Below are 13,157 nucleotides of genomic sequence, written 5' to 3'. Positions count from 1 at the left end.
AATAGGCTATTTACAGGAACAACAAGCGAATTTTTAGGAAATGCAATGCAGTCTCAGCAAATTTTCTGAGTAGCTGCTATAGTTAGCTCAGATAAGCTTTACACTGATTAGTCCAATTTTTCACAGGAGGCGATTATGCGGATACTTATTACCGGTGGTACCGGTTTAATTGGTACACCTCTCGTACAACGGCTTGTTGCTCGCTCTGATAAGGTAACAGTGCTAAGCCGTTCCCCGCAGAAAGTCTACAGCCGCTTTTGTAAGGCTATCGAATGTTGGACTTCACTACAGGATAAGCAAGATCTCAATGATTTTGATGCTGTGATTAACCTTGCTGGGGAGCCTATCGCTGAAAAGCGCTGGAGTGATGAACAGAAAAAATTGTTGTGTGATAGCCGATGGAAAATCACTCAACGCTTAACTGAATTAATCGCTGCAAGTAAAACACCACCGCATACTTTTTTATCTGGCTCTGCGGTTGGTTATTATGGCGATCAAGGCCAAGCCGTTGTCACAGAATCAGAGCAGCCACACGATGAATTTACTCATCAACTCTGCCAACATTGGGAAGCCCTTGCTCAAAATGCGCAATCACCATCGACCCGCGTTTGTTTATTACGTACAGGCATTGTGATGTCATTAAACGGAGGTGCGCTCGCAAAAGTCCTTCCTATCTTTAAAATGGGAGCTGGTGGCCCAATTGGTCATGGCAAACAATTTATGCCATGGATACATATTAACGATATGGTCAATGCTATCTGTTTTTTGCTCGATAACCCAACTTTATCAGGCCCCTTTAATATGACAGCGCCTTATCCTGTCCATAATGACCAATTTGCCGCTATTTTAGGCGAGGTCATTAACCGCCCCGCTTTTGTTCGAACTCCCGCCTTTATGATTAAGGCCATTTTGGGTGAAGCAGCGACGTTAGTGCTTGGTGGGCAGCAAGCTATCCCAAAGCGCTTGGAAGAGGCGGGTTTTCAATTTGAATATATTGAGTTAAAAATCGCCTTAGAAGATTTATTTAAAACACGTGATAGTTCAACGAGCTAGTTTGAGCAGGCTACTGACCATTCAATGCGTCATGGTCAGTAGATTAACTAAACGGCGACAATTTATAACTGGCAATCGAATAAAACTACTTCCCTCCCTGCCAGCGGGTAAATAAATCTTGGTCTAATTCAATATCAAATTGATCGAGGATTCGGTTCACTGTTTGGTCAACAATATCTTGAATGGATTTAGGCTGATGATAAAAGGCTGGCATTGGCGGCATAATGACCGCTCCCATTTCAGCCGCTTGCACCAGTAACTTTAAATGCCCTAAATGCAGCGGTGTTTCACGTACCCCTAGAACGAGTTTTTTACCTTCTTTCAAGACCACATCGGCAGCACGAGTGACTAATGTGTCGGTATAGCTGTGTACAATGCCAGAAAGTGTTTTCATGGTGCATGGCATAATCACCATACCCGTTGTACGAAAGGAGCCGGAAGAAATAGCCGCGGCGATATCGCGGCTATCATAATGATGATCAGCTAATTGCTGAACCTCTTTGACACTATAATGTGTTTCTAATGATAAGGTTTGACGGGCCGCTGCGCTCATCACTAAATGGGTTTCCACATTCTTAACAGGTTTTAGCACCTCTAATAACCTAACGCCATAGATTGCGCCACTTGCTCCTGTTAACCCAATGATTAGCTTCTTCATTCTGCTCCCCGCACGATTCGATATCACCAACAACCATAGTAGCAATTATCGCAATGAAAAGCCCTTAAATCTATCAACCACAATCCCAGTTATAGACCACTTTGCTAAAATCTTTATTTTTTAAATCTTCAGGATGAATAAAAAAGTTACCGACGCCAATATCGCCCCATAAAATGCCAGTTTCATAATCACTGTCGATTTGCAGTAACAATACATAGTCCTGAATTTCTTTACGATACTCTCTAGGGTCGGTTTGAGTAAAGAAAGGATAGCCGCCAATACGATGACCGTTCGACGCAAAGTGTTCATTGTAGGGTTCTAGCCATTCATCGTAAAAATCCTCGCCTTCAAACTGATCTTCGTAATCATACAGATCATCAACATCTAAAATTTTGCGGCCAAACTGAAAGTCGTTCGAGCTGATATATTGTGTCGCGGGTGTGAATTCGAGACTAAACTGCCCTTCTATTGGTGAGTAATACTCATCTTCATAAGCGGCTTCAATGGTGGAGAAGTCTTGTTGGAGTTTTGCGTTATCTTCAATAACACTCTCCCAATAGATGACGCGAAAACCGTTTTGGGTTTGTAGATCATCAAAATCCGCACCATACAAATCATCACCGCCGATAAAAAACTGCAATAATCCAGTTGTTGGATAGTTTTCAAGTGGCGGCATTTGTGCGAAATTAATTTGTGCCAATAGTTTTAAAGGAATGCCATCACTATCGACAGGAAAATCTGAGCCTAAAGGCAAATAAGGCATGCCACCAATACGACTTTCCCACAAAATCGGCTGTTCAACAGGCGTGAGTTGCATCTCTATGGTTGGTTTAGCTGTAGCCGTGATTTTATCAACAAAAGGCTTTAAGTTATCGGGTAAGGCTGTTAGGTCAATCATGAGAACTCCAGATGCATGAGGATATTCACAACAAGATACTCAATTAAAAACAGCAATATATCAGATATAACTGGAAATTTTTATTTTAATAACGTGCTTTTAATTCCTAACTTAAATATTGATTTCACAACGATTAATTACCTATTTTATCTCAAATAAGAGCCTAATATCTTTATTGTCTTTTGGTATCTGGTAATCAAATAAAAATCGCTTATGGTGATTAAATAAGAGCAAGAAACCGATTTCAGGTTAGCAACTGTTTTCATCACTGACTAATTTAAAGATTAAAATATATGCAGTTTTTTTGAATGTTTTTATTGAAAAGTATTTGTAGAATCAATCGCGGTGAATAAAAAAATGCCAGTAATCATCTCGCTGGCATTCTTAATATGTATAAAGAAATGATTAACCTTCGTTATAAATTTCTAGGTTCTCAATTTCATTTTGATCTTTAATTTTTAATTCATCGTCTTTACGGAGATTTTCTAAATAATCTAAGTAAGTTTGGTCAATATCTTTTGTGACATAGATACCATCAAATACAGAGCACTCGAACTCATTAATTTCTGGATTCTCTTCACGAACGGCATCAACCAAGTCATTCAGATCTTGGAAAATTAATCCATCTGCCCCAATCAGTTTACGAATTTCATCGACTTCACGCCCATGGGCGATCAATTCATTCGCGTTCGGCATATCGATGCCATACACATTTGGGAAACGCACTTCTGGTGCAGCGGAAGCAAAATAGACGTTTTTCGCGCCAGCTTCACGAGCGAGTTCGACAATCTGCTCTGAGGTCGTGCCACGCACGATAGAGTCATCCACTAACAATACGTTTTTATCACGAAACTCTGCACGATTTGCATTGAGCTTACGACGCACCGACTTACGACGCTCCTGCTGGCCTGGCATGATAAAGGTGCGCCCCACATAGCGATTTTTGACAAATCCTTGGCGATATGGTTTATCTAATATGTGGGCAATTTCTAGGGCGATATCGCAAGAGGTTTCTGGAATTGGAATAACCACATCAATTTGCAGATCTTCCCATTCACGGGCAATTTTAGCACCTAATTTCTGCCCCATACGTAGTCTCGCATTGTAAACCGAGATCTTATCAATAAAAGAGTCTGGACGAGCAAAATAGACGTATTCAAATAAACAAGGCGTTAATTGTGGGTTTTCTGCACATTGGCGAGTATACAACTGCCCCTGCTCTGTCACATAAACCGCTTCACCGGGTGCGACATCACGTAAGAATTCAAAGCCTAACGTATCCAACGCAACACTTTCTGAAGCGACCATGTACTCTTGTGCGCCGTTTTCTAATATGCGGCGCCCCAAGACCAATGGCCGGATACCATAAGGGTCACGAAACGCCAACATACCGTGCCCAATAATCAATGCAACACATGCGTATGCGCCACGCAACCTTTTATGCATTGCCGCAACCGCCGTAAACACATTGTTTGGCTCTAACGGAAAGTGGTCAAAACGGTCTAATTCATAAGCCAAGATGTTCAACAAAATCTCAGAGTCGGAGGTTGTGTTGACATGGCGGCGGGCGGTTTCAAATAAACGGCGCGTTAATTCATGCGCATTTGTCAGATTACCATTATGAGCAAGGGTGATACCAAAAGGTGAATTCACATAGAAGGGCTGCGCTTCTGATGCACTCGAACTACCTGCGGTTGGGTAACGGACATGACCGATCCCCATATTACCTTGTAGTCGGAGCATGTGCCGCGTTTCAAAGACATCTTTGACGAGGCCATTCGCTTTACGTAAGCGAATATTATTTTTGCCATCAATGGTAGCAATCCCTGCTGCATCTTGCCCACGGTGCTGAAGCACCGTCAAAGCATCATAAATTGATTGGTTAACCGGCGTAACACCGGCGATACCGACAATACCGCACATTTAGTCTTTCCTCATCAGCCAGACGGAGAAATATTCTCCGGTAGGAAACTTGACGCATTTTGCAGGTAGTCAAAGAACCACCTGATTATATGACTGAACTGCGGAATAAGTTCCGAACGTTGCCAATCCTCACTTTGAGGTAGGGGCGTAAAAGTATCGAGAAAAAAGAGTAATGCCGATACAATCAATACCCCACGCAACGCTCCGAAGCAGATCCCCAGAACACGATCTGTACCCGATAAGCCAGTCTTTTGAACCAGAGAACTAATGACATAGTTCACAACAGCACCGACAATTAATGTCGCGATAAATAATGCTGCAATGGCGATACCATTTCGTACCAGTATATCCTCAAAGCGCGTAAAGTATTCCGCCAAGTAAGGATAAAATGTACTAGCCACAAAAAAAGCACAACCCCATGTGATTAGTGACAACGCCTCTCGAACAAACCCACGGATCAGGCTTACCAATGCCGAGAAGCCAATGATGGCAATAATTGCGTAATCTAACCAGACCATATCTTATTCCAAAATTCGCACCCACGGCAGTGGCTGGAGTGCATTCTAACAGAAAACGAAAACGTTTGCGTAACCAATTTACATACAATTTAAAAAAACCAGCGGCGAAAAGAAAAATTCATCTTCGCCGCTGTAATTGATTAAAAGCTCAGGCTTTTTGTGATATTCCTATTTTAATATCATGGCTTAAAAGCCCTAATCTCTCCCTGTAGCCCCGTGATTGAACGTAGCTCAGGTAGTGCGCCTTCTAACAATTGCCTTGAAGCTTCTGGTCCGACAAAAATTCGCGTCAGTTGCCCATTGACTGGCCGTGAAGGTACGGTATAAACCTGATACCCTGACAACCTCAATTTTGCGACAATTTCCTCAACTTTTGCTGCATTTTTCAACGCCCCAAGCTGTACCACAAAAGCTTTACCTTGTGGGGCCTGTACTTCTGGCTTAGGCTCAGGTTTTGGCTTCGGCTCTACTTTAACCTCAGGTTTTGGCGTTGGTTTAGGTTCAGGCTTTGGCTCCACCTGTTTAGGTGCCTCAGCAGGGATATTCGGTACCTCTTGAGGTTGAGAGGCAGAATTTGCAGCGGCTTGTTGCTCACGCTGTCGCTGTTGCTCCTCCTGCTTCTGCTCGGAAATCGCTTCTGACAGCATAGCCTCAGAAGCTTGGCCTGACGCCGGATTTTGTGCCAGCGGTGCAATAGCTTCGATATCCTGTTCATCACCAGGTTTAGGAATAATAGGAATGGCCGCAAATTCATTTTCATTATATTTCTTATCGCCATCAAGTAGCGCAGGCAATACAATGACCCCCGCCGCGATTAAAACAATGGCACCGACAAGACGATTCTGAAATTTACTCGCCACCGATTTTATCCTTTTGAATTTTCTAACAACATCATTACGTGAGCGACCGTATGGAATGAGCCACAAACAACAATGATGTCGTTATCTGTTGCATCAAGGCACGCTTTTTGCCACGCGTCATCGACTGAATCAAATACTTGTGGTGAATCAAGATATTGACTCAACTGCGAGGCAGGCGCCCCACGAAACTCAGTAAGAGGAGCCACATACCAATCCGTCACTTGCTCTGATAAACAGGTGAGTGTACCTTGAATATCTTTATCTCCAAGCATTCCCACCACGGCTCTGACACGACGCCCTTCCACAGCAGGCAGTTGTGCTAAGCGGTTTATCAAATATCCAGCAGCGTGCGGGTTATGCGCGACATCCAAAATCATTAATGGCTTTTCACCAATAATTTGGAAGCGCCCCGGTAACTGAGCCGATCGCAAGCCGTCATGAATTGCCTGATCAGTGATTTTAATCGCAAGTTGGCTATCAATCTCTTTAAGGCAACATATCACCCCCAATGCGGTCGCTGCATTTGCTAACGGCACATTAGGTAGTGGTAAATTCAGCCATTGGCATTGACGACTCTGCCATGCCCAACAATCATGCTGTTGTTCAAATGACCAATCTTTATCCCGACGAAACAGCAACGCACCGATATTTTCGGCATGTTGACCAATTGACTGAGGCATATCAGGTTCACCGACAACCGCATAGCGACCACCGCGGAATATACCGGCTTTCTCAAAACCGATATGTTCCCTATCTGACCCTAACCAATCGGTATGGTCGAGTGCAATACTGGTCACCGCCGCGACATCTGCATCGACGATATTCGTCGCATCCAAGCGACCACCTAAACCCACTTCAAGGATCACGACATCCAATGAGGCTTGCTTAAATAACGTTAATGCCGCCAGCGTGCCATATTCAAAATAGGTTAAAGAAATATCGCCTCGCTCTTGTTCAATCTCAGCAAAGGCACGGCAAAAGTCGGACTCGGCCAATTCCGAACCTTGGATACGAACACGTTCCGTATAACGAACAAGGTGTGGTGAGCTGTAAACACCGACTTTCAGACCGGCAGCCATCAAAATAGATTCAATTGTATGGCAGGTTGTACCTTTACCATTAGTACCACCGACGGTAATGACGCGAGGTGCGGGTTGTGTTAAACCCATTTTGCGGGCGACTAAGCCAACTCGCTCTAACCCCATATCAATATTTTGGCTGTGCAAGTTTGTCTGATAAGAGAGCCAAGCCTCCAGCGGAGACTCGGCATTAGGGATTGTAAACTGATTATTCATCATCTTTTTTATGCTTAGCAGAGTCCTTTACTTGCTCAGGAGCATCGATGACAGCATCGTCACTGGCGATATCGATTTTCACATCCTCTTCTTCGACGACTAATGTATCTTCAGTGGTATTAAAACTTGGCTTGTTAGTCAACATTGCCAATACATCTGCCAAGGTATCACGCATTTCAGGGCGACGAACAATCATATCAATCGCCCCTTTTTCCAGTAAGAACTCACTACGCTGGAAGCCTTGAGGTAGCTTTTCACGCACAGTTTGCTCAATAACGCGAGGACCTGCAAAACCGATCAGCGCTTTTGGTTCAGCCACGTTGATATCACCTAGCATCGCCAAACTTGCAGAAACCCCCCCCATGGTTGGGTCAGTTAACACAGAAATGTAAGGTAACCCACGCTCTTGCATTTTGGCCAATGCCGCGCTGGTTTTTGCCATTTGCATCAGTGATAACAGCGCTTCTTGCATACGCGCACCGCCACTAGCAGAGAAACAAACCAATGGGCAGTTATCTTCTAGAGCTTGTTCAACCGCACGCACAAAACGTGCACCTACCACGGAAGCCATAGAGCCTCCCATGAAAGAGAACTCAAAAGCCGCCACGACAACTGGCATCCCTTTTAACGTTCCTTTCATTACGACGATAGCATCTTTTTCACCGGTCTCTTTTTGAGCCGCTGAGAGTCTATCTTTATATTTTTTGGAATCACGGAACTTCAGCGCATCTTTTGGCTCAAGCTCACTGCCTAGTTCTGTTGTCGAGTTTTCATCGAGGAAAGCTTCAAGACGCTGGCGTGCATGAATACGCATGTGATGATCACATTTAGGGCATACTTGTAAGTTACGCTCTAATTCAGCCCCATAGAGGACTTGCCCACAGCTATCACATTTTGTCCAAACACCCTCTGGGATGTTGACTTTGTTTGATTGGGTCAAGTTACCTTTTTTTAATATTTTTTCAATCCAGCTCATTAATGGACCTTTTCGTCTGATTGATCTCTGACTTTCCTTAGCGAATTCAAGCAACAAAAATAATTGCCACATCAACTCACTCAGGTAAAACGCCAGTATGTAATTTTGTGCCATTAAACCACAATGGTACACCACTGTGGATAAAAACTTTTAAATCCGTTATGGATTATCACTTTTTTCAACCGCAACACGTTTTTCTTTCGCGGCGGCACGACGATGACGAATCACTTCGATCACCCCCGGAAGAATTGAAATAAAGATAATTGCCACTATCAATAATTTCAAATTCTGTTGTATAACGGGTAGATCACCAAACAGATAACCTGCATAAGTGAATGACAGTACCCATAATAACGCCCCTGTCACATTATAAAAGGCGAAATGACGATAAGACATTTTGCCCATTCCCGCAACAAATGGCGCAAATGTTCTAACAATCGGCACAAAACGAGCCAAAATAATTGCTTTACCACCATGCTTCTCATAGAAAGCATGGGTTTTTTCCAGATAAACACGACGGAATATTTTTGAATCCGGGTTTTTAAACAGTTTATCGCCGAAAATACGCCCGATCGCATAATTAACAGCATCACCAAGAATAGCGGCTGTAATCATCAATGCGACCATTAAATGTACGTTTAAATCATTGCTATCTAACGCGGAAATAGCCCCTGCGACAAACAGCAGCGAATCTCCCGGCAAAAATGGGGTAACGACCAGCCCAGTTTCGCAAAACAAGATCAGAAATAAAATACCGTACACCCATACACCATACTCAGCAACTAACTCTGCTAGATGGACATCGATATGCAAAATAAAGTCGATAATAAAACTGATAAACTCCATACAAACCTCATTATCAATAGCATCCATGCTATACTCATGATACCTTCAATGACGGCACTGTTGACTCTGCACATCCACACAAGTCACCTAGCTGCTTCTGAAATTATTTAGAGTATATAAAATTAGATTCACATCAGTTCGTCCGCTAAGAACAACGGCCCCATCACATTCGACGGTAAAGCGAATTTTTCAGGATAATCAACGGATACTAAATACAAACCATCAGCTTTGGCAGTTGCCGCAGCTTTCGTTCTGTCTTTTAGTTCGAGCAATTGTGCCATCCAATTAATATCCTGATTACCGCAGCCAATTTCTAGCAAACTTCCCACTATATTTCTGACCATATGGTGAACAAAAGCATTGGCTTTAATATCCACCACGACATAATTACCGTGACGTGTGACTTGCACATGCATCACATTACGCCAAGGTGTCCGCGACTGACACTGGACTGCTCTGAATGAGGTAAAATCATTTTCCCCCAACAGAGCTTGCGCCGCTTCATGCATCTTTTTTTCATCTAGTGGATAGTGAAAATGTGTCACTCCACTGGACAAAATCGCTGGCCGATAACGGTGATTAAAGATGACATAACGGTAACGGCGTGCTGTTGCACTAAACCTCGCATGAAACTCTTCATCGACAGGTTTACACCAACGTACCGCAATATCCTCTGGCAAATGGGTATTGACTCCCATTGTCCATGCGGCTTCTTTGCGGATCACAGGGGTATCAAAATGCACCACCTGCCCCGTTGCGTGAACCCCTGCATCCGTGCGACCTGCACAAAATACATTAATCGGATGATTCGCCACTTTTGACAAAGCGTCTTCAAGACAGCCTTGCACACTTTTCACTTCCTGTTGGCGCTGCCATCCATAATAACGACTCCCATTGTATTCGATGCCTAACGCAATGCGAGACAACTTAGTTGACTCTGACATCAGTAAAACAACTCCTGAGCCAGTTTTTCAGCCGTTTCCACTGCCATTAAAGCGCCACCGAAACGCACATTATCGGCCACCGACCAAAATTGCAAAATTTCAGGGATACCATAATCATTACGAATACAGCCAATACTTAAGCGATCATTACCCGATGCTTCAGTGACCTGAGTTGGATAATCACCTTCTTCTGAGACCTGAATATCATCAAAACGTTCCAGTTCATCTCGAGCTTCTTCTACTCCAACAGGACGCAATGTTTCGAGATACACCACTTGAGCATTGCCATAAAACACAGGCGATTGAATAAAACTCACCGCAACAGGTAGTCCATCGTCTTGTAAAACTTTTCTGACTTGTTCAACTAAACGGCGTTCTTGCTGTACGCTGCCTTCCATATCTGCCAGCATAGGCAACATATTAAACGCCAATTGTTTACTAAAACGCCCTTCTTCCGCAGGAATACCGTTTAATAAGCGAGCACTCTGCCCCGCTAACTCATCAACAGCCGCTTTGCCATAGGAGGAAACAGACAACATGTTCGTTAAGGTGATACGGCCGATACCCGCCGCTTCAATCAATGGCTTCGTCGCACTAAGTAACTGACTTACATAACTATCCGCTAGTGCAATAATATTGCGGTTACGGTAATCAGCAAGCACATGAGGGTTCACGCTGGGAACAACTAAAGGTACGTCAGGTTCAAGCGCAAATACACCACTCGTATCAATCACGATGCACCCTTCTTGGGCGGCACGCTCTGCATAATATAAACTGGCTTCTTCCCCAGCGGCGAAAAACGCGATTTGAGCTTGTGACCAATCAAAATCGGTAGCGTCTTGAACTTGATAACTTTTATTATTAAAACGCAGGCTTTCTCCAGCGCTTCGTTCACTCGCCAATAGATGCAATTCGCCAACAGGGAACTCGCGTTCTTGTAATAATGCTAAAATAGCTTCACCGACAGCCCCGGTGGCTCCCAATAACGCAATATTCCAACCTTCAGTCATTGCTGTTTCTCCAAAAATATAACCATTAAATGAAATCATCTACGCGTCTTAATAAAAGGTTGATGTTACATTCACCAACCTTTATCGAGACACGCTGTGATCACTTAATTAAATGTGCATTAAAACCCAGTGCAGCAAGTTGAGATACCGTTTGTTCATCATCACAGTGCACTTCAAGAGAGGACCACTCACGGCGTTCTTGGTAGTGTTTACGTAATTTGTCAAATTCACCAGGGATTGCCGCTACTTCACGTAGTGCGGCATCATCGCGACGCACATCATACACCAGATGAACTAACCTTTTGAGTTGACTTTGCGTTAATTTACCGAGAAAAGTGATGGCGCTGATCTCCGGTTTCGGTAATAACGATGATAGCGCGATACGGTCCGGTTGACCTAAAAATTGGCAGTACGCTTCATAAACTTGAGTCGTACCGCGCGCTTTCCCTTCTAAGGTATAACCTGCGATATGCGGTGTGCCAATATCTACCCATTCTAATAATTCAGTGTCTAAATTAGGCTCTGGCTCCCAAACATCTAACACAACGCTCATGTTTTTGCCTTGCTTTAACAAAGACAATAGTGCTTGATTATCAACAACCTCACCACGACTCGCATTAATTAAAATCGTACCATCACGTAAGTTAGATAAGCGTTCAGCATCCATTAAATGATAGGTTTTATCTGCGCCATCCATATTCAATGGGGTATGGAACGTTAGGATATCCGCATCAGCTAACAAGGTTTCCAGCGGTAAAAACGCCCCTTGTTCCCCCTTTGCTTTACGAGGCGGGTCACATAAAAGCGTTTTCACTCCCCAAGCGGATAATCGGTTAGCGAGGCGTCCACCCACATTCCCGACACCAACAATACCGACCGTTTTATCACGCAAATCGAAATGGTCACGTTCAGCAAGCATCAATAAGGCCGAAAAAACATACTCAACCACCGCAATGGCATTACACCCCGGAGCCGAAGAAAAGGCGATATTGGCTTCCTTCAACCATGCCGTATCTACATGATCAAAACCTGCCGTGGCAGTACCAACAAATTTGACAGGCGTTTCACTTAATAGTGCTCGGTTAACTTTTGTTATCGAACGTACCATTAACGCATCTGCATCCAGAAGTTCAACTTCAGGTACTGGACGCCCAGGTACGGCTTTAACCTCACCCAGTTTGCTAAACAACTGCTGAGCATACGGCATATTTTCATCAACCAAAATTTTCACTTTATTCGCCCCAATCATGTCATTGTATGCTCAATGATCAACATACAAACTACTGTATGGTTGTTTCATTTTATGAGTGCTTATTTTGCCACGTTCCACGCACATTGCCTATGTGCGATTACTGTGATTTCACTATTCTTTCGCACGGAAACGGTCGGGTGTTACCCCTGAGATCTGTTGGAACATCGCAATAAATGCAGACGCTGAGCTATAGCCAACATCCAGTGCGACTTCATGTACGCTTTTCCCTCGTTCCAGTGCAGAAACGGCGTGCAAATAGCGTAAACGCTGACGCCATTCGCTAAACGACATTCCCAGCTCTTGCTGGCAACGACGCGACAATGTACGCTCTGAGGTGTAACTCCGTTTTGCCCAATCCGCAAGTGTGGTGTTATCGGAAGGGTCTTTTTGCAAAGACGCTAGGATTGGCGATAAGAATTTATCTTTGGTGATAGGCAGATACGTTTTTTGGCAAGGTGACACTGCAAATTGGTCAATCAGTACACTGGCTAATCGTATGTCCTCCTCCGTTTGTGGCTCGACAACCCCCCTTTGATAAAGATCGGCCATAATTGTTTGAAAGATAGGACTGAGCTTAATCACACCAGCACGGGATGATAATTTATCGCTAAAACGTTGCGCGAAATCGATAATACGAAATTTCACACTCTGCTTATTAAAGCTTGCATGCTGTGTATTTGCGGGGATCCAAACACAAAATTCCGGTGGTGCAAGGTAGTGTTTGCCTTCGACTTCCATTTCCATAATGCCACACACCACATATAACAATTGACCAAATGGATGGGAATGCGATTTGTACTCGCTTTGAGTATCAATTTGTTCATGGCGCAATGCAATGAATGCAGGTTCGATAATATTGCATTCATTAATCAGCCATGTTGGTGATTTTTGATCTTGTTGCATAAATGTTGTCTGAAAACCGTT

General features: G+C 43.7%; 13 protein-coding genes. 1 reads left to right on the top strand and 12 read right to left on the bottom strand.

Annotated elements, in window-relative coordinates; translation table 11 throughout:
- Positions 1-135 precede the first annotated feature (135 nt).
- Positions 136-1,053 carry a TIGR01777 family oxidoreductase gene (locus tag PR709_RS00490; RefSeq protein WP_004921167.1) on the top strand — a complete coding sequence of 306 codons (918 nt, stop codon included), beginning with the start codon at positions 136-138 and terminating at the stop codon, positions 1,051-1,053.
- An 85-nt stretch (positions 1,054-1,138) separates the two neighbouring features.
- Here the strand turns inward: PR709_RS00490 and PR709_RS00485 are convergent, their stop codons facing one another.
- The 12 genes from PR709_RS00485 to PR709_RS00430 all read right to left on the bottom strand — a co-directional run bounded on the left by PR709_RS00485 (position 1,139) and on the right by PR709_RS00430 (position 13,136).
- Positions 1,139-1,711 (bottom strand): UbiX family flavin prenyltransferase, encoded by a 573-nt coding sequence (locus PR709_RS00485; protein WP_004921169.1) that lies wholly within the window; start codon positions 1,709-1,711, stop codon positions 1,139-1,141.
- Positions 1,712-1,784: 73 nt separating this feature from the next.
- Positions 1,785-2,609: a YwqG family protein gene (locus PR709_RS00480; RefSeq protein WP_004921171.1), complete on the bottom strand. Its 825-nt coding sequence runs from the start codon at positions 2,607-2,609 to the stop codon at positions 1,785-1,787.
- 405 nt (positions 2,610-3,014) lie between these two features.
- Positions 3,015-4,532, bottom strand: a complete 1,518-nt coding sequence (purF, locus tag PR709_RS00475; RefSeq protein WP_004921177.1) for an amidophosphoribosyltransferase — start codon at positions 4,530-4,532, stop codon at positions 3,015-3,017.
- Positions 4,533-4,546: 14 nt separating this feature from the next.
- The gene (gene cvpA, locus PR709_RS00470) at positions 4,547-5,050 is read right to left on the bottom strand and encodes a colicin V production protein (protein ID WP_004921179.1); all 504 of its coding nucleotides are present in this window, start codon (positions 5,048-5,050) and stop codon (positions 4,547-4,549) included.
- Positions 5,051-5,229: 179 nt separating this feature from the next.
- Entirely contained in the window at positions 5,230-5,910 is a 681-nt protein-coding gene (dedD, locus tag PR709_RS00465; protein ID WP_004921181.1) for a cell division protein DedD, read from the bottom strand.
- Positions 5,911-5,915: 5 nt separating this feature from the next.
- Positions 5,916-7,205, bottom strand: a complete 1,290-nt coding sequence (gene folC / locus PR709_RS00460; protein ID WP_204351367.1) for a bifunctional tetrahydrofolate synthase/dihydrofolate synthase — start codon at positions 7,203-7,205, stop codon at positions 5,916-5,918.
- The gene (gene accD / locus PR709_RS00455) at positions 7,198-8,181 is read right to left on the bottom strand and encodes an acetyl-CoA carboxylase, carboxyltransferase subunit beta (RefSeq protein ID WP_036943936.1); all 984 of its coding nucleotides are present in this window, start codon (positions 8,179-8,181) and stop codon (positions 7,198-7,200) included. The genes folC and accD overlap by 8 nt, the downstream gene beginning before the upstream one ends.
- 159 nt (positions 8,182-8,340) lie before the next feature.
- Positions 8,341-9,027 carry a DedA family protein gene (locus PR709_RS00450; RefSeq protein ID WP_036943938.1) on the bottom strand — a complete coding sequence of 229 codons (687 nt, stop codon included), beginning with the start codon at positions 9,025-9,027 and terminating at the stop codon, positions 8,341-8,343.
- A gap of 128 nt (positions 9,028-9,155) precedes the next feature.
- Complete coding sequence (gene truA, locus PR709_RS00445; protein WP_004921188.1) at positions 9,156-9,971, bottom strand: tRNA pseudouridine(38-40) synthase TruA; 816 nt, start codon at positions 9,969-9,971, stop codon at positions 9,156-9,158.
- Positions 9,971-10,981 carry an aspartate-semialdehyde dehydrogenase gene (locus PR709_RS00440; protein ID WP_014656277.1) on the bottom strand — a complete coding sequence of 337 codons (1,011 nt, stop codon included), beginning with the start codon at positions 10,979-10,981 and terminating at the stop codon, positions 9,971-9,973. Before PR709_RS00440 ends, truA begins: the two co-directional genes overlap by 1 nt.
- 100 nt (positions 10,982-11,081) lie before the next feature.
- Positions 11,082-12,212, bottom strand: a complete 1,131-nt coding sequence (gene pdxB, locus PR709_RS00435) for a 4-phosphoerythronate dehydrogenase PdxB (RefSeq protein WP_040133500.1) — start codon at positions 12,210-12,212, stop codon at positions 11,082-11,084.
- Between the two features lie 132 nt (positions 12,213-12,344).
- Entirely contained in the window at positions 12,345-13,136 is a 792-nt protein-coding gene (locus tag PR709_RS00430; RefSeq protein WP_004921194.1) for an AraC family transcriptional regulator, read from the bottom strand.
- Positions 13,137-13,157: the final 21 nt, after the last annotated feature.

Origin of the sequence: Providencia sp. PROV267 (genome assembly GCF_028477825.1) — a bacterium.
Taxonomy (GTDB): domain Bacteria; phylum Pseudomonadota; class Gammaproteobacteria; order Enterobacterales; family Enterobacteriaceae; genus Providencia; species Providencia stuartii.
The sequence above is the reverse complement of the archived record's forward strand: the minus strand, read 5'-3'. Positions and strand labels throughout refer to the sequence as shown.